The organism is Flavobacterium sp. TS_SC_5 (genome assembly GCF_056156265.1).
In genome coordinates this window covers 290,646-315,664 of record NZ_CM149588.1, presented here as the reverse complement: position 1 = coordinate 315,664, position 25,019 = coordinate 290,646, and the positions used below count along the sequence as shown (strand labels likewise).

At 33.9% G+C, this 25,019-nt stretch carries 22 protein-coding genes and 2 tRNA genes; 11 read left to right on the top strand and 13 right to left on the bottom strand.

The window, feature by feature from the left end:
• Positions 1-26: 26 nt before the first annotated feature.
• From groL to miaB, 7 genes are all read right to left on the bottom strand, one after another.
• Positions 27-1,655, bottom strand: coding sequence for a chaperonin GroEL (gene groL / locus AC0J6S_RS01405; protein ID WP_113665188.1), 1,629 nt, complete (start codon positions 1,653-1,655; stop codon positions 27-29).
• Between the two features lie 80 nt (positions 1,656-1,735).
• Positions 1,736-2,011: a co-chaperone GroES gene (locus AC0J6S_RS01400; protein WP_007137725.1), complete on the bottom strand. Its 276-nt coding sequence runs from the start codon at positions 2,009-2,011 to the stop codon at positions 1,736-1,738.
• Between the two features lie 135 nt (positions 2,012-2,146).
• The gene (gene secG / locus AC0J6S_RS01395; protein WP_474955102.1) at positions 2,147-2,491 is read right to left on the bottom strand and encodes a preprotein translocase subunit SecG; all 345 of its coding nucleotides are present in this window, start codon (positions 2,489-2,491) and stop codon (positions 2,147-2,149) included.
• A gap of 3 nt (positions 2,492-2,494) precedes the next feature.
• Positions 2,495-3,346, bottom strand: a complete 852-nt coding sequence (locus AC0J6S_RS01390; protein WP_474955101.1) for a tetratricopeptide repeat protein — start codon at positions 3,344-3,346, stop codon at positions 2,495-2,497.
• Positions 3,347-3,426: 80 nt separating this feature from the next.
• A complete protein-coding gene (locus AC0J6S_RS01385; RefSeq protein WP_121364480.1) occupies positions 3,427-3,930 on the bottom strand; it encodes an LptE family protein in 504 nt (167 codons plus the stop codon).
• A gap of 92 nt (positions 3,931-4,022) precedes the next feature.
• Positions 4,023-5,279, bottom strand: a complete 1,257-nt coding sequence (locus AC0J6S_RS01380) for a sigma-54 interaction domain-containing protein (RefSeq protein ID WP_474955100.1) — start codon at positions 5,277-5,279, stop codon at positions 4,023-4,025.
• Between the two features lie 84 nt (positions 5,280-5,363).
• Complete coding sequence (miaB, locus tag AC0J6S_RS01375) at positions 5,364-6,809, bottom strand: tRNA (N6-isopentenyl adenosine(37)-C2)-methylthiotransferase MiaB (protein WP_474955099.1); 1,446 nt, start codon at positions 6,807-6,809, stop codon at positions 5,364-5,366.
• 230 nt (positions 6,810-7,039) lie between these two features.
• On the opposite strand from miaB, the gene topA reads away from it, so the two are divergent.
• The 7 genes from topA to AC0J6S_RS01340 all read left to right on the top strand — a co-directional run bounded on the left by topA (position 7,040) and on the right by AC0J6S_RS01340 (position 16,629).
• Entirely contained in the window at positions 7,040-9,568 is a 2,529-nt protein-coding gene (gene topA, locus AC0J6S_RS01370) for a type I DNA topoisomerase (protein ID WP_474955098.1), read from the top strand.
• A gap of 3 nt (positions 9,569-9,571) precedes the next feature.
• Positions 9,572-10,723, top strand: coding sequence for a formimidoylglutamase (locus tag AC0J6S_RS01365; protein ID WP_474955097.1), 1,152 nt, complete (start codon positions 9,572-9,574; stop codon positions 10,721-10,723).
• A gap of 133 nt (positions 10,724-10,856) precedes the next feature.
• The gene (gene porK / locus AC0J6S_RS01360; protein ID WP_113665194.1) at positions 10,857-12,263 is read left to right on the top strand and encodes a T9SS ring complex lipoprotein PorK/GldK; all 1,407 of its coding nucleotides are present in this window, start codon (positions 10,857-10,859) and stop codon (positions 12,261-12,263) included.
• A 41-nt stretch (positions 12,264-12,304) separates the two neighbouring features.
• The gene (gene porL / locus AC0J6S_RS01355; RefSeq protein WP_474955096.1) at positions 12,305-12,952 is read left to right on the top strand and encodes a type IX secretion system motor protein PorL/GldL; all 648 of its coding nucleotides are present in this window, start codon (positions 12,305-12,307) and stop codon (positions 12,950-12,952) included.
• Between the two features lie 45 nt (positions 12,953-12,997).
• Positions 12,998-14,539, top strand: coding sequence for a type IX secretion system motor protein PorM/GldM (gene porM / locus AC0J6S_RS01350; protein ID WP_474955095.1), 1,542 nt, complete (start codon positions 12,998-13,000; stop codon positions 14,537-14,539).
• 49 nt (positions 14,540-14,588) lie between these two features.
• Positions 14,589-15,479 (top strand): type IX secretion system ring subunit PorN/GldN, encoded by an 891-nt coding sequence (porN, locus tag AC0J6S_RS01345; RefSeq protein ID WP_113665488.1) that lies wholly within the window; start codon positions 14,589-14,591, stop codon positions 15,477-15,479.
• 97 nt (positions 15,480-15,576) lie between these two features.
• Positions 15,577-16,629 (top strand): NAD(P)/FAD-dependent oxidoreductase, encoded by a 1,053-nt coding sequence (locus AC0J6S_RS01340; protein WP_474955094.1) that lies wholly within the window; start codon positions 15,577-15,579, stop codon positions 16,627-16,629.
• A gap of 2 nt (positions 16,630-16,631) precedes the next feature.
• Here AC0J6S_RS01340 and AC0J6S_RS01335 read toward each other — a convergent pair whose 3' ends face one another.
• Entirely contained in the window at positions 16,632-17,015 is a 384-nt protein-coding gene (locus tag AC0J6S_RS01335; RefSeq protein ID WP_474955093.1) for a DUF983 domain-containing protein, read from the bottom strand.
• A 73-nt stretch (positions 17,016-17,088) separates the two neighbouring features.
• On the opposite strand from AC0J6S_RS01335, the gene AC0J6S_RS01330 reads away from it, so the two are divergent.
• Complete coding sequence (locus tag AC0J6S_RS01330; RefSeq protein WP_474955092.1) at positions 17,089-18,996, top strand: ABC transporter ATP-binding protein; 1,908 nt, start codon at positions 17,089-17,091, stop codon at positions 18,994-18,996.
• 31 nt (positions 18,997-19,027) lie between these two features.
• Here the strand turns inward: AC0J6S_RS01330 and AC0J6S_RS01325 are convergent, their stop codons facing one another.
• Positions 19,028-19,996, bottom strand: a complete 969-nt coding sequence (locus tag AC0J6S_RS01325; RefSeq protein WP_474955091.1) for an App1 family protein — start codon at positions 19,994-19,996, stop codon at positions 19,028-19,030.
• Positions 19,997-20,060: 64 nt separating this feature from the next.
• On the opposite strand from AC0J6S_RS01325, the gene AC0J6S_RS01320 reads away from it, so the two are divergent.
• Entirely contained in the window at positions 20,061-20,939 is an 879-nt protein-coding gene (locus tag AC0J6S_RS01320; protein WP_474955090.1) for a diacylglycerol/lipid kinase family protein, read from the top strand.
• 2 nt (positions 20,940-20,941) lie between these two features.
• On the opposite strand, the gene AC0J6S_RS01315 is transcribed toward AC0J6S_RS01320, so the two are convergent.
• The gene (locus AC0J6S_RS01315; RefSeq protein WP_474955089.1) at positions 20,942-22,093 is read right to left on the bottom strand and encodes an 8-amino-7-oxononanoate synthase; all 1,152 of its coding nucleotides are present in this window, start codon (positions 22,091-22,093) and stop codon (positions 20,942-20,944) included.
• Between the two features lie 97 nt (positions 22,094-22,190).
• Between AC0J6S_RS01315 and AC0J6S_RS01310 the strand changes: the two genes are divergently transcribed.
• The gene (locus AC0J6S_RS01310; protein WP_474955088.1) at positions 22,191-22,466 is read left to right on the top strand and encodes a 4a-hydroxytetrahydrobiopterin dehydratase; all 276 of its coding nucleotides are present in this window, start codon (positions 22,191-22,193) and stop codon (positions 22,464-22,466) included.
• A 56-nt stretch (positions 22,467-22,522) separates the two neighbouring features.
• On the opposite strand, the gene AC0J6S_RS01305 is transcribed toward AC0J6S_RS01310, so the two are convergent.
• Entirely contained in the window at positions 22,523-23,011 is a 489-nt protein-coding gene (locus AC0J6S_RS01305) for a DUF1761 domain-containing protein (protein WP_474955087.1), read from the bottom strand.
• Between the two features lie 177 nt (positions 23,012-23,188).
• Here AC0J6S_RS01305 and AC0J6S_RS01300 point away from each other — a divergent pair, with 177 nt between their 5' ends.
• Entirely contained in the window at positions 23,189-24,043 is an 855-nt protein-coding gene (locus tag AC0J6S_RS01300) for a leucine-rich repeat domain-containing protein (protein WP_474955086.1), read from the top strand.
• Between the two features lie 708 nt (positions 24,044-24,751).
• Here the strand turns inward: AC0J6S_RS01300 and AC0J6S_RS01295 are convergent.
• A tRNA-Met gene (locus AC0J6S_RS01295) sits at positions 24,752-24,824 on the bottom strand.
• A 35-nt stretch (positions 24,825-24,859) separates the two neighbouring features.
• Positions 24,860-24,932, bottom strand: a tRNA-Met gene (locus AC0J6S_RS01290).
• Positions 24,933-25,019: the final 87 nt, after the last annotated feature.

The following is a 25,019-nucleotide window of genomic DNA, read 5'->3' as shown; positions in this document are numbered from 1 at the left end:
GGTTTTTTATTTTAAGGAAGATGCTATTACATCATTCCTGGCATACCGCCACCCATTGGGTTTCCTCCACCATTATCTTCTTTGATATCAATCAAAGCACATTCAGTAGTCAATATCATTCCGGCAACCGAAGCTGCGTTTTCTAAAGCTACACGCGTTACTTTTTTAGGATCAATAATTCCTGCTTTAAGCATGTCAACATATTCATCAGTTTTTGCATTGTACCCAAAGTCACCTGAACCTTCAGCAACTTTTGCTACAACAACTGAACCCTCAAGGCCTGCGTTTTCAACAATAGTTCTTAATGGAGATTCTACGGCACGAGATACAATTTGAATCCCTGTAGCTTCATCTGCATTATCAGCTTTAATAGCGCTAAGTGCATTTTTAGCTCTTAATAAAGCTACACCACCACCAGCAACAATTCCTTCTTCAACTGCAGCGCGAGTTGCATGAAGTGCATCGTCAACTCTGTCTTTTTTCTCTTTCATTTCTACTTCAGAAGCAGCACCAACGTAAAGTACAGCAACTCCACCAGCTAATTTAGCCAAACGTTCTTGCAACTTTTCTTTGTCATAATCAGAAGTGGTAGCTTCCATTTGACCTTTGATTTGGTTGACACGATTTTTGATCATATCCGCGTCACCAGCACCACTTACAATTGTTGTATTGTCTTTGTCGATAGTCACTTTTTTAGCAGTTCCTAACATTTCGATAGTTGTGTTCTCTAAAGTATATCCTCTTTCTTCTGAAATTACAGTTCCACCAGTTAAGATAGCGATATCTTCTAACATAGCTTTTCTTCTATCTCCAAAACCAGGCGCTTTTACAGCAGCGATTTTCAAGGCTCCGCGTAATTTATTTACCACCAATGTAGATAATGCTTCGCCATCGACATCTTCAGCAATAATCAATAATGGTTTTCCAGATTGAGCAACTGGTTCTAAAACGGGTAATAATTCTTTTAAAGAAGAAACTTTTTTGTCATATAAAAGAATGTAAGGATTTTCCAATTCTACTTCCATCTTTTCTGAATTAGTCACAAAATAAGGAGAAAGATATCCTCTGTCGAATTGCATACCTTCAACAACATCAACATAAGTATCAGTTCCTTTAGCTTCTTCAACAGTTATTACACCTTCTTTTCCAACCTTTGCGAAAGCAGTAGCGATCAACTCACCAATTACTTCGTCATTATTAGCTGAAATCGAAGCAATTTGTTTGATTTTTTCAGAATCGCTTCCTACAACTTTTGCTTGTTTTGCTAAGTCAGCCACAATAGCTTCAACCGCTTTGTCAATTCCACGTTTCAAATCCATAGGATTTGCTCCTGCAGCAACGTTTTTCAAACCTTCTTTTACGATGGCTTGTGCCAAAACTGTTGCAGTTGTAGTTCCGTCTCCAGCTAAATCATTAGTTTTAGAGGCAACTTCTTTTACCATTTGAGCACCCATGTTTTCCAATGGATCTTTCAATTCAATTTCTTTCGCAACGGTAACACCATCTTTAGTAACGTTTGGTCCACCAAAAGCTTTTCCAATAATTACGTTACGACCTTTTGGCCCAAGAGTTACTTTTACTGCATTTGCCAATGCATCAACACCGCGTTTTAATCCGTCACGTGCTTCTATATCAAATTTTATATCTTTTGCCATTTCTTTGCTTTTTGTTTAAAGTTTAATTTGTTTAAAGTTTCAAGTTGTCTTGATACTTAATTCTTAGGACTTAATACTATTTAGATAATTGCTAAAATATCGTCTTCACGCATGATCAAATAATCTTTTCCTTCTAGTTTTAACTCAGTTCCAGCGTATTTTCCATAAAGAACAGAATCGCCAATTTTTACAGTCATTGTATGTTCTTTTGTTCCGTTTCCAACAGCAACAACAGTTCCTTTTTGTGGTTTTTCTTTAGCTGTATCCGGAATAAAAATCCCTGAAGCAGTTTTTGTTTCAGCAGCAACGGGCTCGATAAGAACTCTATCTGAAAGTGGTTTAATGTTTAAAGCCATGATTTTATATTTTTATATTATTTATTTTAACGACTGAAATATTTCAGAAATTATGCCATCCTAATGAAACTGACATAATTTCTTATAAAAAATGCCAGCTTTGACAGGCTGGCATTTAGAATATGTTGTAATGATTTATTTTGCTGGATTTGTTGCAGCAGGTGTGTTTTGAACAGGAGCAACTGGAGTGTTTGCGGCTGGCGCTGTACTTCCTGTGTTTTCAATGATTTTAGAATCTGTATCACTTAATGTTCCTGTAAAGCTTAAGCTTGAAAATAATATAAGTACAATTAGGATAGTTGCTAATGTCCAAGTGCTTTTATCTAAAAAATCAGTGGTTTTTTGAACTCCACCTAACATTTGAGAACCACCTATTGTAGAGGATAATCCGCCACCTTTAGGATTTTGAACCATGATAACTACGATTAAAAGAAAACAAACTATAGTTATTAAAACTAAAAAAATTGAAAATGTGCTCATTGTTTAATTATTATTATGTTGTAAAATCTTAATATCCGATATGCGGTCTGCAAAGAAACTACTTTTTTCTGGATATTTCAAAATTAATATTTCATAAGCTTGAATCGCTTTTTGATATTTTTTTTGTTCCAAATAAACACGGGCTAAAGTCTCAGTCATCAAGAAGGAATTGTCAGCTGCATTTAAGTCAAAAGCAACAGTGGAAGGTACGCCATGTTTTAATGGAGAAATCTTCGGACTCGTTTCTATAAACTTATCAATTAATTCTGTTTTTTTTCTTTTGTCTGCATCTATTATTGGTGCAGCTTGATGTATTGGTTGCTCACTTTCTCTTTTGATTGGTTCAGTACGCGAAAGCTGAAGCCATTCTTGAAAGGAATGTTGTTCTTTTTTGGAGAAATCCAACGGTGTACCAATAGCTAATTTTTCTTCGATTGCTATTGAATTGTTCTCTTTTTCAATTGGAGATGCTTCCTTTATTGAAGTCAGAATTGATTGTTCTAATTTGTTTATTTTAAGCTCTGGTTTTTCTTCAGAAATAATAATCTCACTATCGATAACTTGAATATCTAGAATTTCGAGTGCTTTTCTATCATATAGACTTTTATGAATAGAGGTAAACGTGTCTGATGTGATGAAATCAAATAAAACCGATCTGTCCGTTGAATAGGCTGCTGTTATCTTTAAAGCAGCATTGTATTTAAAACTATTTTGATTGTAAAGTCCTTTTAATTGAATTGCTCTGGCACTTTGAAAATAGGGAAATTCAATGAGTACTTTTCCTAAAGCCTCCGTTTGCTTTTCATGGATAGCATCGGGTTTGTTAATCAAGTAAGTATAATCGGTTACATTCATAAAGGTTATTCGTTTATTTGGTTATTCATTAATTTGTTATTCGATTGAGCAAATCATCAAATTTCCGAATTAAACTTCATTTACCATTTAGCTAATGACTCGTTGAAAATATCTTGCGTAATTCTTTCAAAAATATCTTTCAAAGCACTATTCAAAGTCGCGCCTGTCAATTGTTGTTCTGCAGGATAATCATAGAAAAATGTGAAGGGTTTTTCAAAATCATCTGCTTCTTTTTTCTTATTGGTAAAACGAACATTCACCCGAATCGTTAAACGGTTTTGAGCAGCTCGCTGATCTGCGGTAGCTGTCATTGGACTTATTCTGTAATCTACAATCTCTCCTTCGTATGACAAATCAGCACCGTTTTTAACTAAGTTCAAATTGGTTTGGTTCTGAATCAAATCTTGAAGTTCTAATGTAAATGTACGATCAATTCCGGGTTCGATTAACTCCGCATTATTTTGGAAAAAACCAACTTGGAATGTTTCTGCGTCAATTTTACCGGTTCCTGTAAAGTTATAAACCGAGCAACTATTGATGCTCAATATAAGTATTGAAAAAAGAATAAGTTTTATATGTTTCATTTTTTATTTTAAAAATTGCCTCGCTAATTTGCTAAAGTCTGGTTCAAATATATTCATTTTCAATCAAAGACATTTAGGTCTCGAAAGAAAAACTACAAGTCAAATTGCTTAATTTTACGGTATAAAGTTCGTTCAGAAATGCCTAATTCATCCGCGGCAGCTTTTCGTTTTCCTTTATTTTTTTCTAATGATTTTTTAATCATTTCAATTTCTTTCTGTTCTAAACGTAAAGTTTCTTCTTCCTCAACGGTTTCTGCAAAAAGATAATTGTCGTCATGTTCCTGATATAAATCCTCGTTGTTTTGAGCCGCTATTAAGGAAGCTCTAGGTTCTTCTTCAAAATCTATTTCACTATCATTTTCTTTTGAACCGTATATTTTTTTTATCAAATGTTGATTCGTCTCTTGCACTTTTGAACTTCCATTTTGAATCAGTTCGAGTGTTAATTTTTTCAAATCATTTAAATCACTTTTCATGTCAAAAAGTACTTTGTATAAAATTTCCCTTTCGGTACTAAAGTCACTTTCGCTTTTTTTGTCTTTAATTACAGATGGTAAATTGCTTCCTTGCACTGGTAAATAAGATTGTAAAGTCACAGCAGATATATCTCTATTGGTTTCCAAAACAGAAATTTGTTCTGCAACATTCCGTAATTGACGAATGTTTCCGCTCCAACGAAATTTCTGCAACAATTGAATAGCATTTTCATCTAGTTTCAAAGGAGGCATTTTATATTTATGTGCAAAATCAGCAACGAATTTTCGGAACAATAAATGAATGTCGTCTTTTCGATCGCGCAAAGGCGGCAAAGTAATATCCACCGTACTCAAACGATAATACAAATCCTCACGGAATTTCCCTTTTTCGATAGCATCAAATAAATTGACATTCGTAGCTGCAACAATTCGTACGTCAGTTTTCTGTACTTGTGAGGAACCTACTTTTATGAATTCACCATTTTCAAGAACACGCAACAAACGAACTTGTGTAGTTAACGGTAATTCACCTACTTCATCCAGAAATATTGTTCCGCCGTCAGCGACTTCAAAATAACCCTCACGAGTGCCTGTGGCTCCAGTAAAAGCACCTTTTTCATGTCCGAAAAGTTCGCTGTCAATCGTTCCTTCCGGAATGGCTCCACAGTTTACTGCAATGTATTTCCCGTGTTTTCGGTGCGAGAGCGAATGAATAATTCGAGGAATGTTTTCTTTTCCAACGCCACTTTCTCCCGCCACTAATACAGTAATATCAGTAGGAGCAACCTGAATGGCTTTTTCTATCGCACGATTAAGTTTTGGATCATTTCCAATAATCTCAAATCGCTGTTTTATGTTTTGAACTGATTCCATATTATTTTTGTTTAAAGTTTTCTTTGCTTCAAGTTTCAAGTTATCGAGACAACTTTAAACCTGAAACCTGAAACAAACTTTTTCTTAATTCATCTCACTCAACCCAACCGCCTCTCCTTTCAAAGTTCCGCTGGTGCAAGAAGTAATTTTCACATTTACAAAATCTCCAATGTTATAATTCTCTTTTGGGAAAACAACAGTAATACTTTGTGAATTTCTTCCTGAAAATTCTTCTGTCGATTTTTTCGAAACTTTTTCAACTAAAACTTCTACGGTTTGACCAATGAATTCTTCACTGCGGAACCAAGCGTGTTTTTGTTGTAAATCTACAATTTCCTGCAATCTTCTGGCTTTCGTTTCTTCGGTAACATCATCTTCCATTTTTCTTCCTGCCAATGTTCCTGGACGTTCCGAATACGAATACATATAACCAAAATTATACTTCACATATTCCATCAAGCTCATTGTGTCTTGATGATCTTGTTCAGTTTCTGTTGGGAAACCAGCAATCATATCTTGCGAAATGGAGCCATTCGGAATAATAGTTCTGATTTTATCAATCAAAGTCATGTATTCTTCACGGGTGTGCAAGCGATTCATTTCCTTCAGAATTCTATTGCTTCCAGATTGAACCGGCAAGTGAATGTGTTTGCAAATATTAGGGTATTTAGCAATCACATGTAAAATACTTTCGTGCATATCTTGCGGATTTGATGTCGAAAATCGGATGCGCATTTTTGGAAAACTAACTGCTACCATTTCTAGTAATTGATCAAAATCAACAGCAGTAGCTTTTTGCATTTCGGTAGCATTCTCAAAATCTTTTTTCAATCCGCCGCCGTACCAAAGGAAACTATCCACGTTTTGACCCAAAAGTGTTATTTCTTTAAAACCTTTGTCCCACAAATCCTGGATTTCTTTCATGATACTTTGCGGTTCACGGCTACGTTCGCGTCCGCGGGTAAAAGGCACCACGCAAAACGTACACATATTATCACAACCACGCGTAATAGAAACCAAAGCGGTAATTCCGTTGCTCATCAATCGAACCGGTGAAATATCACCATAGGTTTCGTCTTTCGACAAAATCACGTTAATCGCATCGCGTCCTTCTTCTACTTCTTGCAAAAGGTTTGGCAAGTCTTTATATGCATCCGGACCCACAACAAGGTCCACGATTTTTTCTTCTTCTAAGAATTGACTTTTCAAACGCTCCGCCATACAGCCCAAAACGCCCACTTTCATTTTGGGATTAATTCGTTTTACGGCATTGTATTTTTCCAAACGTTTCCGAATGGTTTGTTCTGCCTTGTCCCGAATCGAACAAGTATTGACTAAAACTAAATCGGCTTCTTCCAGAACTTGCGTTGTATTGTATCCGTTTCCAGATAAAATAGAAGCTACAATTTCGCTGTCCGAAAAATTCATTGCGCAACCGTAACTTTCAATAAAAAGTTTCTTGGTATTCTCGGGTTTATTTTCTAAAACAAGACTTTCTCCTTGTTTACTTTCTTCAATAATCTTTTCCATCCTATATTTTCAAAGTGCAAAGATAACGCAATTGGAATAAATATGACAAGATGTCAGATTAAGAATTAACAATGTTTTAAGGTGTTTTTAGTAACAGATAAATTGATCCAAAATTTATTGAATCTAAATGTGTTAAAACCCGCAATTCAACGATTAAATTGACTTTTAAAATTTAAAAAACTTAAAATTTAAAAAAATCATATACTTTTGCCGACATAAACAATCGGAATATGGCAAAGAATTTAGTTATAGTGGAATCACCTGCAAAGGCAAAAACAATTGAAAAATTTCTGGGAAGTGATTTCCAAGTGGAGTCCAGTTATGGACATATTGCCGACTTACCATCTAAAGAGATTGGAGTAGATGTGGAAAATGGTTTCAAACCTAAATATGAAGTTTCTGCCGATAAAAAAGCATTGGTCACCAAATTAAAAGGACTGGCGAAAAAAGCCGAAATGGTTTGGTTAGCAAGTGATGAGGACCGCGAGGGTGAGGCTATTTCTTGGCATTTAGCCGAAGAATTAAATTTAGATAAAAGTAAAACCAAACGAATTGTATTTCACGAAATTACCAAAACTGCGATTCTAAAAGCAATTGATAATCCGCGTGAAATCGATTATAATTTAGTTAACGCACAACAAGCGCGACGTGTATTAGATCGATTGGTTGGATATGAATTATCGCCTGTACTTTGGAGAAAAATAAAAGGAGGACTTTCTGCAGGTCGTGTGCAATCAGTTTCTGTTCGTTTAATTGTGGAGCGCGAAAGGGAAATTCAAAATTTTAAAGCTATTGCTACGTATTCTGTTGTCGCAGAATTTACTAACGAATCAGGAAAAACATTCAAAGCCAAACTGCCTAAAAATTTCAATACAAAAAAAGAAGCCGAAGATTTTTTAAATAAAAATATCGGTTCTAAATATAAGGTAGCTGATTTAGAAACTAAGCCTACCAAAAAATCACCAACTGGACCTTTTACTACTTCAACTTTGCAACAAGAAGCGGCTCGTAAATTATATTTGCCTGTTGGAATTACCATGCAGCTCGCACAACGTTTGTACGAAGCCGGACTTATCACATATATGAGAACGGATAGTGTGAATTTATCCAAAGATGCAATGGAAGCTGCTCAGGCTGAAATTATTAAATCCTACGGAAAAGAATTCTCTAAACCTCGAACTTTTGTTAATAAAAGCAAAGGAGCACAGGAAGCACACGAGGCGATTCGTCCTACAGATATGTCCCGTCATACGGTAGATATCGATCGAGATCAAGCGCGTTTGTATGATTTGATTTGGAAAAGAACGTTGGCTTCTCAAATGAGTGATGCACAATTAGAACGCACTAACGTAAAAATTGAAGCAAACAATCACGGTGAAATATTCACGGCATCTGGAGAAGTATTGCTTTTTGAAGGTTTCTTGAAAGTATATTTGGAAGGTCATGATGACGATGAAGAAGAGCAAGAAGGAATGTTGCCAGCGATGAAAGTAAATGAAAAATTACAAAACAATTATATTTCGGCAACAGAGAGATATTCTCGTGCTGCTGCACGATATACTGAAGCTTCTTTAGTAAAAAAATTAGAGGAATTGGGTATTGGTCGTCCTTCTACTTATGCTCCAACGATTTCTACAATTATCAACAGAAATTATGTAGAGAAAGGAAATCTTGACGGGCAAGAACGTAATTATACGCAATTGACATTACAATCCGGAAAAGTAGGAGAGAAGTTACTGAAAGAAAATACGGGTTCTGATAAAGGAAAATTAGTTCCTACAGATATCGGAACAATTGTTACGGATTTCTTGGTTAAGAATTTTGGAAACATTTTAGATTATAATTTCACTGCAAAAGTGGAACAGGATTTTGATGAAATTGCAGAAGGAAATATTGTTTGGACAAAAATGATGCAGGAGTTCTACGATACATTTCATCCCACAGTGAAAGATGTAGAAGCCAATGCAGAGCGTGAAAGTGGTGAACGAATTCTGGGAACAGATCCTAAAACAGGAAAACCGGTTTCGGTTCGTTTAGGGAAATTTGGACCAATGGCTCAAATTGGAGCTGCTGATGATGAAGAGAAAAAATTCGCCAGTTTAATGACGGATCAAAACATTGGAAACATCACTCTGGAAGAGACATTGAATTTATTTTTGTTGCCAAAAAATTTGGGTGAATATAAAGGAGAAGAAGTTGAAGTAAGCAACGGCCGTTATGGTCCTTATATTCGTCATGGCGCTGCTTTTGTTTCTTTGCCAAAAGGTGAAAACCCATTAGATGTAGATTTTGAAAGAGCACAGGAATTAATTGATGAAAAAGCAATTGCTGATGCGCCAATAGCAGTTTATAAAGGCGAAGGTGTTCAAAAAGGAACCGGTCGTTTTGGTCCTTTTATCAAATGGGACGGCTTGTTTATCAATGTAAGTAAGAAATACAATTTTGATAATTTGTCTCAATCGGATATTGAAGCTTTGATTGAAGATAAATTGCAAAAGAATATTGACAAGGTTTTGCACAATTGGGAAGAAGAAGGGATTTTAGTCGAAAAAGCACGTTGGGGACGCTCGGTTATTACCAAAGGGAAAATCAAAATTGAATTAAGCAAAGATGTTGATGCCACAAAATTGACATTAGCAGAAGTTCAGGAAATGATTGCCAAGAAAACGCCTGCTAAAAAAGTAGCTGCTAAAAAAGCACCTGCAAAGAAAGCAGTGACAAAGAAAGCAGCAGTTAAGAAACCCGTAGCAAAAAAGTAAAAAATGGAATTTGATTTTCTTAAACCAATAGATGATGAAATCCTGGAGTTTATAAATGGATTGACTTCACAGCAACTAGGAAGTAAAATAGTTTTACATACGAAGGAGCAATTCCCTGATTTAAACAAGATTAAAATAGCTGTAATAGGCGTTTTAGAAAATCGAGGAGATAAAAAAGCGGTTTCAGATGTAGATTTGGTACCAATCAGAAAAGAATTATATGGTTTGTTTCCAGGAAACTGGGATGCATCAATTGCTGATTTGGGCGATATTGCTGCAGGGAATTCGGTTATGGACACTTATTTTGCAGTAAAAAAAGTGGTGGCAAGCTTGATTAAGAAAAAAATCACGCCAATAGTTATAGGAGGTTCTCAGGATATAATGTATGCGCTTTACAGAGCTTACGATGATTTGGAACAAATGGTCAACTTGGTTTCTATTGATAATAAATTTGATTTCGGAAAAGAAGATGAAGAAGTTTCTGCATCTTCTTATTTGACAAAAATAATTGTAGACGAACCCAATAATCTTTTTAACTATTGCAACATAGGCTATCAGACTTATTTTAATTCGCAAGAGGAAATAGATTTGATAGAAAAATTATTTTTTGACGGCTATAGGTTAGGGGAAATTTCTAATAATATTGTTATTTCAGAGCCAGTTTTTAGGGATGCGGATTTGGTAAGTATTGATTTGAATTCTATAAAATCGTCTGATTCCGGAAATTTTATTTCATTTCAACCCAATGGTTTCAATGGAAAAGACATTTGTTCTTTGTCTCGTTATGCGGGAATAAGTGATAAAGTATCTTCATTTGGGCTATTTAATCACAATAATTCGATACAAGAATCAGTACTGATTGCACAAGTAATTTGGTATTTTATTGAAGGTTTTCATTATCGTTCGAATGAGTATCCTTTTGGAAGTAAAGAAAATTATTTAAAATATATTGTCCCATTGGAGGAAGAGGAATTGATTTTCTATAAAAGTGACAAAATGGATCGCTGGTGGATAGAAATTCCATTTATTTCAAATGTTAATAATAAACTAAAAAGAAACACGTTATTACCATGTTCTTATGATGAATACCTACAGGCTTGTAATCAAGAATTGCCTGAGAGATGGTGGAAAGCACAACGCAAAAATATTTATTAAAATTTTTTTTATTTTTATTTGTTAATGTTTTTATAAAAAAATGCAATTTCTTTTGTTTAAAAAATTGTTTTTTATAAAAATTATAAATACGTTTACACCCTTAAAAATAATGAATAGTTAATCCAAAAATTATATGAAGAAGTTCATTGCATTTACGGCAATTTTGACCTTGTTAATTAGCTGTGGAAAGTCAAGTGACAAAGGCGAATTAGTTGGTGTTAAAGGAGAAAAGTGGCATCCTGAAAAGCCTTACGGTATGACTTTGGTTCCTGGTGGATCGTTTATTATGGGTAAATCAGATGATGATATGGCTCATGTAGATGATGCTCCAACAAAAACAGTTACTGTTAGATCTTTTTACATGGACGAAACTGAAATAACAAACAGTGAATATCGTCAATTTGTTGAATGGGTAAAAGATTCTACAATGAGAGTGCGATTAGCCATATTAGCTGATCAAAGCGGATTGAAAGCTGGAGCAGAAAATGCAAAAGGGAAAAATGCAGGAAGTATAGGTGACTATGCTTTTAATGATGCAGATCCAGAAAAAATGACTGCTTATGATAAATATATGTATGACAACTATTATAGTGTTGGTACCGACGATGATCAATATGCAGGTAGAAAATTAAATAAAAAGGTTAAATTAATTAGAGATACTAAACTGTATCCTGATGAGTATTATACCGAAGTTATGGATTCAATGTATTTGCCTATAGAAGCTTCGTACAATGGTTTACGTACAATTGATGTAGATAAATTAAAGTTTCGTTACTCTTGGATGGATATTCAAGCAGCAGCGAAAGCAAAAGTGGGTAAAAGAAAAGATTTCGTAAAAACAGAAGAAGTTAAAATATATCCTGACACAACTGTTTGGATTAAAGATTTTGCTTACTCCTATAATGAACCAATGCACAATGATTATTTTTGGCATAAAGCTTACGGGGAATACCCTGTAGTTGGTATAAAATGGACTCAAGCAAAAGCGTTTTGTGCATGGAGAACATTGAATAAAAATACATATATTAAATCAAAAAAGAAAGGTCAAGATTTGATCAATTCTTTTAGATTGCCAACAGAAGCTGAATGGGAATATTCTGCAAGGGGAGGATTAGAGTCTGCTACATACCCTTGGGGTGGTCCTTACACGAAAAATGACAGAGGTTGTTTTCTTGCTAATTTCAAACCTAATAGAGGAGATTACGCTGCTGATGAGGCATTGTATACTGTGGAGGCAAAATCGTATGAGCCTAATGGTTACAACCTTTATAATATGGCAGGAAATGTATCTGAATGGACTGATTCTGCGTATGATCCTAATGGATATGAATATGTTTCTTCTATGAATCCGAATGTTACTGATGCTTCTAATAAACGTAAAGTTGTTCGTGGAGGATCATGGAAAGATGTTGCTTATTTCCTACAGGTAAGTACGAGGGATTTTGAATATGCTGATTCTGCAAGAAGTTTTATTGGTTTCAGAACAGTCCAAGATTACATGGGACTACAAACTACTGTTACCGGAAAAAAAAATAAGTAGTACAAATAAACCAAATCTATAAAAGTAAAAAACAAATTATTATGGCATTGTTAAGTAAGAAAGTAATGAATTTCTCATATGGTATGGGAGCAGCAGTTGTAATCATTGGAGCATTATTCAAAATTACACACATAGAGTTCGGAGTTATAACTGGAAATTTAATGCTTACAATTGGTCTTGTGGTTGAAGCTGCTATTTTTGCGCTTTCAGCATTTGAACCAGTTGATGATGAATTAGATTGGACTCTTGTATATCCTGAATTAGCTAACGGCCAAGCTAAAGCTGCTACTAAAAAAGTGGAAACACCTTCTGATGCGCAAGGATTATTGTCTAAGAAATTAGATGTTATGTTAAAGGATGCTAAAATTGATGGTGAATTAATGGCAAGCTTAGGGAATAGTATCAAGAACTTTGAATCAGCTGCAAAAGGAATTGCACCTACTGTTGATTCAATAGCTTCAACTAAAAAATACAGTGAAGAATTATCTATGGCTGCGGCACAAATGGAATCATTGAATAGCTTATATAAAGTTCAACTGGAAAGTGCTTCAAGAAATGCTGAAGCAAATAAAGAAATTGCTGAAAATGCGGGTAAATTAAAAGAGCAAATGCAATCGATGACTGCAAACATTGCTTCTTTAAACAACGTATATGGTGGAATGCTTTCTGCAATGAATAATAAAGGATAATTAGTTTCGAACTATAAAAAAACAATAAACTAATTATTAGAAAATATGGCAGGAGGAAAACTAACCCCTAGGCAGAAGATGATTAACCTAATGTACTTGGTTTTTATCGCGATGTTAGCATTAAATATGTCCAAAGAAGTGTTGTCAGCTTTTGGATTAATGAATGAAAAATTTGAAGGTGCAAATTCTTCAGCAGAATTATCTAACACTCAGATGTTAGCTGGTTTAGATGCCAAAGCATCTGAAGCGGGTGGGGAATTTACTGCTGCGTCAGCTACTGCGCACAAAGTAGAAGTAATAACTAAAAATTTTTATGATTATATTGGAAAAATAAAATCTGAAGTTTTAGTAGGTACTGAAGTTGATCCGGAAACGGGTAAGTTGCCTTATGAGGCAATGGACAAAGGGGATAATATAGACCATTTATGGTTTAGTCCTGCAGGATATTCGGCTAAGGGCAAGGAAGTTGTTGCCACAATAGAAAAGTATAAAGCAGATATGAAGTTGGCATTAGGTAGTAATAAAAAATTATCTCCAATTTTATCCGAAGTTGATACCAAGTTTAGTTTAGCGGACGTTAAAAATAAAGATGGTATAGCAGTTGATTATTTAGATTATCATTTTAAAGGTTTTCCAGCCGTAGCTTCTTTAGCAAAACTTTCTGCTTGGCAGAATGATGTGAAAAAAGCAGAAACAGATGTTTATAATACTTTATTAGGTAAAGCTGCAGTAGCTGCTGCCTCGTATAGTAATTATCAAGCTATTGTTGTACTTGATAAAAGTGCTTATTTTCAAGGTGAAAAAGTAACAGGAAAAGTTGTATTAGGAAGATATGACGAAAATACTAAACCTACATCGTTTTCAGGTCCTGGAAAAATTGTAAACGGTCAAGCTGTTATTGCAATGACTGCTGGAAGTGTTGGTGAGCAAACTATTAATGGTCAGTTTACTTTCTTAGAAGATGGTAAAAATATACCTCTTAAATTTCAAGGAAATTATGTTGTAGTACCTAGGCCAAATTCTGCTACTATTTCTGCAGATAAAATGAATGTAGTGTATAGAGGTGTTGTCAATCCTATGACTATTTCATTTGCAGGAGTTTCTGCTGACAAGGTAAGTGTTTCTGCTCCAGGATTAAGTTCTTCAGGAAACGGTAAATACAACATGAGTCCTGGTGCAGGTAGTGAAGTTTTAATTAACGTTACAGCTACACTTAACGATGGTTCAAAAGTTTCAGATAAAAAAGCATTTAGAATAAAAGGAATTCCTGGTCCCACAGGAACCATAAGAGGAGAAATGGGTGTGGTAAAAGGACCTAAATCTAATTTAGAAATAGCTACAATCGGAGCGAAATTAGTTGATTTTGATTTTGAAGTTGGTTTAGATGTTGTTGGTTTTAATCTTAAAGTTACTGGACAACCTACAGTAGTTGTTCAAGGTAATAGATTAAATTCACAATGTAAAGCAGTTCTTTCTAAAGCAGGAAGAGGTGATCAAGTTACGATCTCTGAAATTAAAACTAAACTTGTAGGAGCTGGTAGTTATTTATTGCCTAGAACCGCTCCAGTAATTTTTGAAATACAATAATAAGTAAGTTTATCGGATCCTTGCTTTAATATTATATATTGATACCATGATGAATGTTAGAAATCTTTTTTTAGCTATTGTTTCCTTACTAGGAAGTGTTGCTTCATTTGCACAATCAAATTTGCTGAATGCCAAAAGTCCTGATCAAATAGGACTTAAAACCGCAGCTCAACTTAATTCTGATAATGACAAACCATTGGCTTATGGTTATGTACACGACCGTGATGTTTTGATGGGTAAAACGACTTGGGAGATAATTGATTTAAGTGAAAGAATAAATTTCTCGCTATACTTTCCTATTGACACTGCAAATGTTGGGTCTGATAGACGTTCTTTATATGACGTTTTGACAAAAGCGATGAAGAATGGTAAAATTACTGAAGTATATACTGATAGTTATTTTAATACTAAAAAATCTCTTAAAGATATTGAAGCATCTCTTTCTCGTATCGACACTACAGATGCGGGTCGTGAACAAATTAACGCAGGACAATCAGTTTCTCAGGAGTACATCATGAGACAAGATTTAACCGCTCAAGATGTAACACAGTATAAAATAAAAGGATATTGGTATTTTGACAAACGTCAAAGTGAGTTAAAATATCGTTTGTTAGGTATTTGTCCTGTAACACCTGATGTATACACTATGAATAGTGATGAAAAAGATTACATAGAATTGTTTTGGATATTTTTTCCATCAGCGAGAGAAGTATTACATGAAGCCAAAGCTTTCAATGATAAAAATTCTTCAATGCCAGTTTCTTTTGATCAAATACTAAACTCAAGACGTTTCAATAGTATTATCTACAAAGAAGAGAATGTCTATGGAGATAGAACTATCGAGGATTACATGAAAGATAACGCTCAAAATCAGTTGTTAGAATCTGAAAGAGTAAAAGAGAAAATACGTAATTTCGAACAAGATATGTGGAATTACTAATTTCAGTTTTATAAAATATAAATTAACTCTTACCGTAATGGTGAGAGTTTTTTGTTTTAAAATGCTTTCTTTGCATTTAGTTTTAAATGAATTTTAGATGATTGATTATTTAATTATTGGTTCTGGTTTGGCAGGTATTTCATTTGCAGAGGTTGCTTTACGTAATGATAAATCTATTTTTGTTTTGGATAATAATTCTCAAAATTCATCGAAAATTGCGGGGGGGTTATACAATCCTGTGATACTGAAACGCTTTAGCGAAGTATGGAAAGCCCAGGAACAATTGACTTTAATGAACGAATTTTATAGCCTATTAGAAAGCAAACTAAAATGTAAAGTTGATTTCAAACGACCCATTTTAAGGAAATTTTTCTCTGTCGAAGAACAGAATAATTGGTTTGCAGCTTCGGATAAAATAGCATTGACTCCTTTTTTATCTACTGAATTAATCTCTAAAAAATATGTGGGAATTGATTCACCTTACGGATATGGAGAAGTTTTACAAACTGGTTATGTTGATACGGCTTTATTATTAAATAAATACAAGGAATTCCTGAAAGAAAACAGTTTGTTTAAAGAAGAATCATTTGATTATGATGCTCTGCAGATTGTGTCGGATGGCATTCGTTATAAAGACATTAAAGCAAAACATATTATTTTTGCTGAAGGTTTTGGAATGCACGCAAATCCATATTTTAAGCATTTACCATTAGACGGGACTAAAGGAGAGCTTTTTATTATAAGAGCACCTGAATTAGATTTAGATGTAATTGTCAATACCAGTGTGTTTATTTTGCCTCTTGGGAATGATTTGTTCAAAGTAGGAGCAACATATAATTGGAGAGACAAAACGGATTTACCTACGGAAGAAGGAAAAACCGAATTAATGGAAAGAATCAAGGAAATAATTACATGTGATTTTGAAATTATTGACCATTTTGCTGGTGTTCGTCCAACGGTAAAAGATAGAAGACCATTAGTGGGGACACATCAATATCATAAAACCCTTCATATCTTGAATGGTTTAGGAACGAGAGGAGTGATGTTAGGGCCGGCAATGGCAAAAGCTTTATTTGAAAATATAGAACTTAAAATTCCTTTGGATAAGGAAATTAACATTGATAGATTTTTACCAAAAGGTAAGAATTGATATTATTTTAGTTTTGTAGTTGGATCGTACGAAACAAACATGTTGATATATATATTTCTGGACCAACGAAGAACAAAAGGGAATGATACGATCAAGGAAGCAATAATGACCATAAAGGCGACTTTAAGATTCGAGTCAAAAAAGATAAATGAGATTATAAAAGCTGCAATTCCTATAGCAACATTTAATCCATAACTCACGTACATTGCACCGTAAAAAAAAGAAGGTTCAATTTGATAATGTAAACCACAATGACTGCAATTTTCGTGCATTTTTAATATTTTATTGAAATGCAGAGGATTTTTATCCAAATACATACTCTCATTCTGACATTTAGGACAAGTTCCTGTTAAAATGCTATATAATTTGGATCCTTTTTTTAACATTTGCAAAAAATTTAATTTTTCCTTTTTTGGTGTTACAAATTTACACATTTGTAAAGGAATAAAATCACAATACATGCTTAATATACACAATTTATCCGTTTCGTTTGGTGGTTCTTATTTATTTGAAGAAGTTACCTTTCGATTGGGTGCTGGGGACAGAGTGGGCCTTGTTGGGAAAAATGGAGCCGGTAAATCGACTATGCTTAAAATGTTGGCAAAAGATTTTGCCCCTGATTCTGGTGTTATTTCTCAGGAGAAGGATCTTCGAATGGGTTTTTTACGTCAGGACATCGATTTTGAGCAGGGAAGAACCGTTCTTGAAGAAGCCTATGAAGCTTTCACGGAGATAAAAATTGTTGAGAAAAAGCTTGAAGATATTAATCACTTGTTAGTCACAAGAACGGATTATGAAAGTGATGAGTACAGTCAAATCATTGAAGACCTATCTGATTATACACATCGTTTTGAACTTTTAGGTGGTTATAATTATGTGGGCGATACGGAGAAAATTCTTCTTGGTTTAGGTTTTAAAAGAGATGTTTTCGATAATCAAACGGAGACTTTTTCCGGCGGATGGAGGATGCGTATCGAATTAGCCAAATTATTATTGCAAGCCAATGATGTTTTGTTACTGGATGAACCTACGAATCACTTGGATATTGAGAGTATCATTTGGCTAGAAAGTTTCCTTCGTAATTATCCTGGCGTTGTCGTGATTGTTTCGCACGATAAAATGTTTTTGGATAATGTAACGAACAGAACTATTGAAATTTCACTTGGGAAAGCCTATGATTTCAATAAACCGTATTCTCAATATTTAGAATTGCGTCATGAAATTCGCGAAAAGCAATTGGCAACGCAAAAAAATCAAGCTAAAAAAATTGAAGAAACAGAGAAATTAATTGAAAAATTTCGTGCCAAAGCTTCTAAAGCTTCAATGGCGCAGTCTTTAATAAAAAAATTAGATAAAGTAGAGCGTATCGAAGTTGATGAGGATGATAACTCAGTGATGAATATTTCTTTTCCAGTTTCGAAAGAACCTGGAAGAGTGGTAATTGAAGCTGAAAATGTGACTAAGAGCTACGGTGATAAAACTATTTTGAAAGATATCAACCTTTTGGTAGAACGTGGAAGTAAAATTGCTTTCGTTGGACAAAATGGCCAAGGGAAATCGACTTTCATCAAAGCGATTGTTGATGAGTTTGAATACAAAGGAAATATAAAGTTAGGGCATAATGTTCAGTTGGGGTATTTTGCACAAAATCAGGCGGAGTATCTGGATGGCGAAATTACTTTGTTACAAACGATGGAAGACGCAGCTGCAGATACAAACCGAATGAAAGTGCGCGATATGCTAGGTTCTTTCTTGTTTCGTGGTGATGATGTCGAGAAAAAGGTAAAAGTCCTTTCTGGAGGTGAAAGAAACCGTTTAGCGTTGTGTAAACTATTGTTACAACCGATTAACGTTTTGTTGATGGATGAGCCTACGAATCACTTAGACATCAAATCTAAGAATGTTTTGAAAGCTGCGCTTCAAAAATTTGGTGGTACATTACTGTTGGTTTCTCACGATAGGGATTTCCTGCAAGGCATGTCAAATTTAGTTTATGAGTTTAAAGATCAAAAAATAAAGGAATATCTAGGCGATATCAACTATTTCCTTGAACAGCGTAATATGGAAAATATGCGTGAAGTGGAGAAAAAGGATGCTGAGAAAGCTGCAGCGCCAAAAGAAAGCAATAAATCGTCGTACGAAGATCAAAAGAAAGGCAAAGCCTTGCAAAACAAATTGAGTAAAGTAGAAAGTCAAATCAAGCAATTGGAAAGAGATATTCAACAAGATGATAAAATGTTGGCATCTAATTATGATAAGCATATTGAAGATGCTAAGTTTTTCATCGCCTACAACAAGAAAAAAGCAGAGTTGGATAAGCTCCTGCTGGACTGGGAAGTAGTTCAGGAAGAAATAGATAACTTATAATAAAAAAGAGTTCCACAAAGGAACTCTTTTTTTATACAATAATTCCAATGGATTTAGAGTGCGCAATGGCTTCGCTACTATGTTTGAAGTAACAAATTGAAACGTTTAAGGTTTCTAAATTTTTCATTACAGTGATTATTTTTTCATTTTTAGTAGCGCCAGTTTGACGGATGTAAACTGCTTTTACGGTAACCGGAAATATTTTACAGATGGCTTCGTACAAATAAGGATCATGTTGTGAATCATCGCCGAGTAACACATATTCTAAATTGGGATAAAATTCTAAAATGTGTTTTATTTTCTCAAACTTATGGTTGTGATCGCCTCTTCCTGTCAAGAAAAAATCCGCTAAACCAGTTTTAATGTCCTTTAATAATAAAACTGCTTTTGGGAGCTGATGAATTTCAGTGAATTTTGTGATGAAACGGTACAAATTCCACTCGCTGCTGGAAACATAAAAAAAAGCATTAAACTCTTCCTTTTTTTCTCTTCCAGCGGTACTTAAAGCTTGATAATGGGTAACAACATCATCATATATTTTTCTCTTATTCACATTTTTGAATAATAAGACATATAACTTTTTCAAAGGATTTAGCGTATGCGATACTAAAAAGGTATCATCAATATCGGAAATGATACCCAAATTTCCCTTATGCGGTCTAATGTAACTGTCTTTTGTAGTGATGGTTCCGTTTTTGTAGACGATGCTTACTTCATAATCAATCCAGCCATAATTTGTGTCTTGGTCTAATGGAACGCAAAATTTAAAATAGCCATCCACTAATGTTTTGGTATGAATTTTGGAATTATTGTGTTTCAAATAAACATCTGCGTTTGCCTGCGTTTTTATTTGAAACATTTTGATAACGGAAGTAGCATTTTTTAGATTCTTTTTTTGAAAATTATACTCTTCCATCGACGTTGGTTTGAAGACGTGGCCCATAACAATTAATTCTTGTTCATTGGCGTAGCCTCGGTATAATTTTAAAATTGGTTTCATATATTGTATTACTTTTGATAAAAGTTCAATTTAAAGGTTTTTAATCAATAAAAGAAGAAAAAGTTTGAAAAAGAATAGTATCCTTATCGTTAATCCTATTTCCGGAGGCGTCGATAAATCAGAGCTTATTGATGCCGCGACTGCTTTTGCCGAAAAAGAGAATTTGAATCTCGTGATTTACAATACTTCTGGAATTTCAGATATTGACAATATAAAAGTGCTTTATAATACCTATACACCTCAGCGAGTTGTTGTAGCGGGTGGCGATGGAACTGTAAAAATGGTTGCTGAAGCTATGGAAGAACACGATGTAATTATTGGTATTTTGCCTGCTGGTTCTGCTAATGGTTTAGCCGTAGATTTGAATTTGCCTTTAACAATTGAAGAAAACTTAGAAATTGCTTTTCATAATGATTACATGGAAATAGATATGATTTCTATTAACGGAAAGAAAAGTATTCACTTGAGTGATTTGGGTGTAAATGCCGAAATGATTAAGAATTATGAAAATAGCAGTATTCGAGGCAAGTGGGGATATGCTTTGCAAACAATATCTACTTTGATTGATTTAGAAGATCCGTTTATTGCAACTATTACAGGTAATTTCCCTACTATTGAATGTGAGGCTAGAATGATTGTCATAGCAAATTCCCAAAAATATGGAACTGGAGTTTCAATAAACCCAAACGGGGTGATGGATGACGGAAAGTTTGAATTGGTGATCTTGAAAAATATGGATTTAGTGGTTTTGGGAAAAATCATCACTGGAAATATGCCGATTGATGTCAATGATGTTGAAATTATTTCTACGGATCAAGCCTTTGTGACGACCAATATTCCGGTTAGTTTTCAAATTGATGGAGAATATTGCGGTAAAGAAACAAAATTGAATATCGAAATTCTGCCAAAGCAATTGAAAGTTGCAGTTCCGAATCCAAATTAGTGCTACTGTTTAAAAGGATTGCGTTCTTGCCAAATAGTTTCCGGTTCTAAATATTTGAATATTTTTGGCATATATGGATTAACCATTTCATTACTATGTGCGATGATTCCATACATTTTTATTGGTTTTGCACCAACGGAACTTTTAATTTCCAAAGCTGTTCTGGCAAAAATAATTTCCTTGAAATTTTTATTGATGGAGTAGGCAATCATATCGTACAGCATGTTCAGGTACAGCATTTTTTCACGCTGAATACTTTCGTCATATCCAAGAAAATAAGTATCCATTACTTCGCCATTTTTAATTAAAGTGTTGAAACCTATCAGTTTTTCATCGATAAAATAGCCATAAAAAAGAAATTTATCTTTAAAGATTTCTTTAAAAACCCTGAAATGATTCTTTGGTAGAAAGAAAGTGTTGAAAGGTGCATTTTTGGCAACGTGAAAATACAATTCATAAATCGTATCCTCTAAAGCGATGATGTCTTCCAGATGTAGCTTTCTTTTCTCAATAATAGCTGCTTTTTTTCGGGCTCTTTTGTATTGATCTCTGTATTTTTTTGAGAGTGAATCGATGTAATCCTGCTCCGTTTTCCAGTTTTCATTAATCGAGAAAACCATGTTGGGTTGTGTCGAGAATTGATAATCATTTTTGAATTCTGGAACGGCAAAGTGTATAATTTCCTCTTCGCTAAAATCTTTATAAGTCGTAATATGAATCTTGAAACCCTTAGATTTAAATATCTTTTTTAATTCGGTGACGGCAGCATGTAATGTTTGTATTGCTTTCTTTTTAACAATCGTATCGGATAAAGCAAAGGAGTTTTGCCCCGTAAGCATGTTGTTGCCTATGACCAGCACATGAGAGCCAAAGTTTCTAAAAACAATATTTCGTACCGCAGTTTTGATGCATTTATCACGTTCTCCAAAAGATTCCAATGTATTCAAATCTAAAAATTGAGAAATTGCAATCCCAACCAAAGTCGTATTGTCAAAGATTCCAATGAAGTGACAAATCATATTCTCGGGGGAGGATTTTTCTAAAACTTGCAGGTATTTTTTAGATAAAAAAACAGTAGAAACAGCTAAATCATCCCAGTTTTCAGGAAGTTGAGCAGTTGAATTATAAATTTTGAAGGAATAAGCTGTATTCAAATTGTATGGAAATATTTTTCCAAAATTAGTTAATAAAGTTAAAGTATTATTGATTGTCTTGAAATAAACTAACTTTATATAACTAAATAAATTAATTATGAAAACCTACTCAGAGGAATCTATACAAATCGCGCTGAAAGAGTTGAAAGACTGGAAGTTTGGCAATAATGGAATCGAGAAAAATTTTAAATTCAAAGATTTTACTCAAGCTTTGGGTTTTATCGTGCAAGTAGGAGTAGTGGCTGAGAAAAGTAATCATCATCCAGAATTATTCAATGTGTATAATAAAGTCACCATACGATTAACCACTCATGATGCAAATGGGGTTACGGATAAAGATATTGATTTGGCAAAAGCCATAGAAAAGATGTAAAGAAAAATAAGTTTCGCCTTTTGAATCAGAAGGCGAAACTTAATCTAAATTTATAGTTAAGATAATTTCCATCCACAAATAATTCCTCCCATAATTGTAAGGCATACAATCCAAAATCCACCAGTTACAAGTGCATACTTAAAACTTCTTCTTTCATATAAAGCATTTGTTCCTATAATTGGTAGAGCAAAAAACAGTCCCGTTATAAAGCCGTGTAAAGCTCCGTGCTTAAATGTTCTGAAAGTATTTCCATAGTCAGTCATAAAAGCTTCATAGGAAGGTTTTGCAATACTAGGATCTCCGCCAATCATACCTAATGCTCCGTATTGATGTATAGTTAACATTTGAATTACAAAGCTGATGAAAAAAGCATACAGTAATGAAGATCCAAATATCAAAAGCATATTTCCTCCTTTTAGGTTTTCTTCGGTAAGTCCTGATTCCTTCATCCAAATAGTTCCAAAAACTTCTGGATGGTACCAAACAAATCCGATTACAAGTGTCGATAAAGCCGCAACAAATAGTGCTAAGAAATTGATTTCCATAAATTTGAAATTAAGGTTAGTAAGTCAAATTTAATAAAATATTATTTACTAGTAAAAAGAGGTTGATTGTAAGGTATTACTGTATATAAAAAACAATATTATGTAGTTTGTCGATTTTATTTGCTGATTAGCCATAATGGGTGTAGCTTTAGATGTGTAAAAGAAAATTATCCTGTTATGAAAAAAATATCTACTCTATTATTAACCCTTTTGTTTTCATTTTCAATGCTTGCAAATGTATCTCAATCCGAGAAAAATGCATTGGTGAAGTTTTATCAGTCAACAAATGGTAAACAATGGAAAGTGCAGTGGGATTTATCATCACCTGTTTCAACTTGGTATGGTGTTAAAGTGCAAGATGAAAAAGTAATTGCAGTGCATTTAGCCGATAATAATTTAGTGGGAGAGATTACAACTGATATTGTAAACTTGGTTAATCTTCAAGAATTAGATTTACATAGAAATCAAATATCAGGAACAATTCCATCTGCTATTGGGAAATTAAAAGATATGAAAGTATTGAATCTTTCGTTCAATAAACTAACAGGTTTAATTCCTTCTTCTGTTTGTGAATTGTCAAATTTGAAAGATTTAGAATTGTATATGAACAGATTTTCAGGAGAATTGCCTTCTAAAATAGGTGATCTTAAGCAGTTAGAGATCTTGTCGCTTTACAATAATGATATATATGGCGAGATACCTACTTCATTATATACTTTAAAGTCGTTGAAAATCTTACTTTTGAATAGTAATAAGTTCTCAGGAAAATTAAATCCTTTAGTCGCAACATTAAGTAATTTAGAGAGTATCAGTTTGTTTGATAATAATTTTATAGGCCAGGTTCCATTTGAGTTGGAAAAATTAAAAAACTTGAAAGAAATGAATATTTCGTTCAATATGTTTAGTGGATTAGTTTCTAAAGATTTGGTTCAATTAGATGCTATGAATATGAAGATGATAAATGAGGAAGGAATTGCAGTATTGCTTAAAGTAGCGATGGATAGAAATTCAGCAATTGTTTCAGAAGATTAATTTAAATAAAATAATAGACTTAGTATTTTTAAACAATTAGAATTTAGTTGATTTTTGGTTATGTTAATTTTAATAAACGTAGTTGGTTAAAAACCTGTGTGACTTGCTCCACAGGTTTTTTTGTTATTTCTAAAAAATATTAATAAGGAATATCTTTTTTCATCCTGTTAGCTGTCAGGAAGTTTTTCAACTTGTTTACCATTTCATAATTCTTAGTTGAATTTGAAAGATTATCCAATTCAATGTATATTTTTTTAGTGTTCTTTAGATAAATTTTGAGTCGGTAAATACCTTTTCCTCTTGATGTTTCCAATAATTACTATCATTCAAATTAATCGTTTGAGACTTAATCGAACTATAAATTGGTTTCTTTATCTAATCCATTTAATTGTCTCATTTCGAAGTTCTAGAAGTAGTGTGCCGGAAAACAATCTAAATAAAATAATTGCAGAAAGCATAGTAATGGTAAAAGCAAGAATATAGATCAGAAGGCTATTTTGTACTTCAGTTTGTGCCAAAAGGGTTCCTAATAGGGGTAAAGAGATCATATGCATAATTCCGAAAGGTAGTATTGATAACGTTTTGGCTTTTAAATGTAATACGTTTTCTTCTATTATTTGAGTTTAAAAGATTTTACAAATTCTAAAAAAACAAATTTATCAAATATTTTACATAAAAAAAGCTCCAGATTTCTCTGAAGCTTTCTAGTAGCGGGAACAGGACTCGAACCTGTGACCTTCGGGTTATGAGCCCGACGAGCTGCCTACTGCTCTATCCCGCGATGTGCGTTTTGTAATCTCAATAAGGCTACCTTAGTAGCGGGAACAGGACTCGAACCTGTGACCTTCGGGTTATGAGCCCGACGAGCTGCCTACTGCTCTATCCCGCGTTGTTTCGGGTGCAAATATACAACGAATTTCCGTATTTCCAATGATAATTTTTAAAAATGTTTTATTTCGTCTATTGACTTGATATG

What these genes read in the sequence shown, in the direction of transcription:
- groL (WP_113665188.1), bottom strand. Translation starts at nt 1,655, where the DNA reads ATGGCAAAAGATATAAAATTTGATATAGAAGCACGTGACGGATTAAAA.
- AC0J6S_RS01330 (WP_474955092.1), top strand. Translation starts at nt 17,089, where the DNA reads ATGCTTAATATACACAATTTATCCGTTTCGTTTGGTGGTTCTTATTTA.
- AC0J6S_RS01305 (WP_474955087.1), bottom strand. Translation starts at nt 23,011, where the DNA reads ATGGAAATCAATTTCTTAGCACTATTTGTTGCGGCTTTATCGACACTT.
- miaB (WP_474955099.1), bottom strand. Translation starts at nt 6,809, where the DNA reads ATGGAAAAGATTATTGAAGAAAGTAAACAAGGAGAAAGTCTTGTTTTA.
- AC0J6S_RS01310 (WP_474955088.1), top strand. Translation starts at nt 22,191, where the DNA reads ATGAAAACCTACTCAGAGGAATCTATACAAATCGCGCTGAAAGAGTTG.
- AC0J6S_RS01300 (WP_474955086.1), top strand. Translation starts at nt 23,189, where the DNA reads ATGAAAAAAATATCTACTCTATTATTAACCCTTTTGTTTTCATTTTCA.
- topA (WP_474955098.1), top strand. Translation starts at nt 7,040, where the DNA reads ATGGCAAAGAATTTAGTTATAGTGGAATCACCTGCAAAGGCAAAAACA.
- porN (WP_113665488.1), top strand. Translation starts at nt 14,589, where the DNA reads ATGAATGTTAGAAATCTTTTTTTAGCTATTGTTTCCTTACTAGGAAGT.
- AC0J6S_RS01400 (WP_007137725.1), bottom strand. Translation starts at nt 2,011, where the DNA reads ATGGCTTTAAACATTAAACCACTTTCAGATAGAGTTCTTATCGAGCCC.
- AC0J6S_RS01385 (WP_121364480.1), bottom strand. Translation starts at nt 3,930, where the DNA reads ATGAAACATATAAAACTTATTCTTTTTTCAATACTTATATTGAGCATC.
- AC0J6S_RS01380 (WP_474955100.1), bottom strand. Translation starts at nt 5,279, where the DNA reads ATGGAATCAGTTCAAAACATAAAACAGCGATTTGAGATTATTGGAAAT.
- porK (WP_113665194.1), top strand. Translation starts at nt 10,857, where the DNA reads ATGAAGAAGTTCATTGCATTTACGGCAATTTTGACCTTGTTAATTAGC.
- porM (WP_474955095.1), top strand. Translation starts at nt 12,998, where the DNA reads ATGGCAGGAGGAAAACTAACCCCTAGGCAGAAGATGATTAACCTAATG.
- secG (WP_474955102.1), bottom strand. Translation starts at nt 2,491, where the DNA reads ATGAGCACATTTTCAATTTTTTTAGTTTTAATAACTATAGTTTGTTTT.
- AC0J6S_RS01365 (WP_474955097.1), top strand. Translation starts at nt 9,572, where the DNA reads ATGGAATTTGATTTTCTTAAACCAATAGATGATGAAATCCTGGAGTTT.
- AC0J6S_RS01335 (WP_474955093.1), bottom strand. Translation starts at nt 17,015, where the DNA reads ATGTTAAAAAAAGGATCCAAATTATATAGCATTTTAACAGGAACTTGT.
- AC0J6S_RS01325 (WP_474955091.1), bottom strand. Translation starts at nt 19,996, where the DNA reads ATGAAACCAATTTTAAAATTATACCGAGGCTACGCCAATGAACAAGAA.
- porL (WP_474955096.1), top strand. Translation starts at nt 12,305, where the DNA reads ATGGCATTGTTAAGTAAGAAAGTAATGAATTTCTCATATGGTATGGGA.
- AC0J6S_RS01340 (WP_474955094.1), top strand. Translation starts at nt 15,577, where the DNA reads ATGATTGATTATTTAATTATTGGTTCTGGTTTGGCAGGTATTTCATTT.
- AC0J6S_RS01390 (WP_474955101.1), bottom strand. Translation starts at nt 3,346, where the DNA reads ATGAATGTAACCGATTATACTTACTTGATTAACAAACCCGATGCTATC.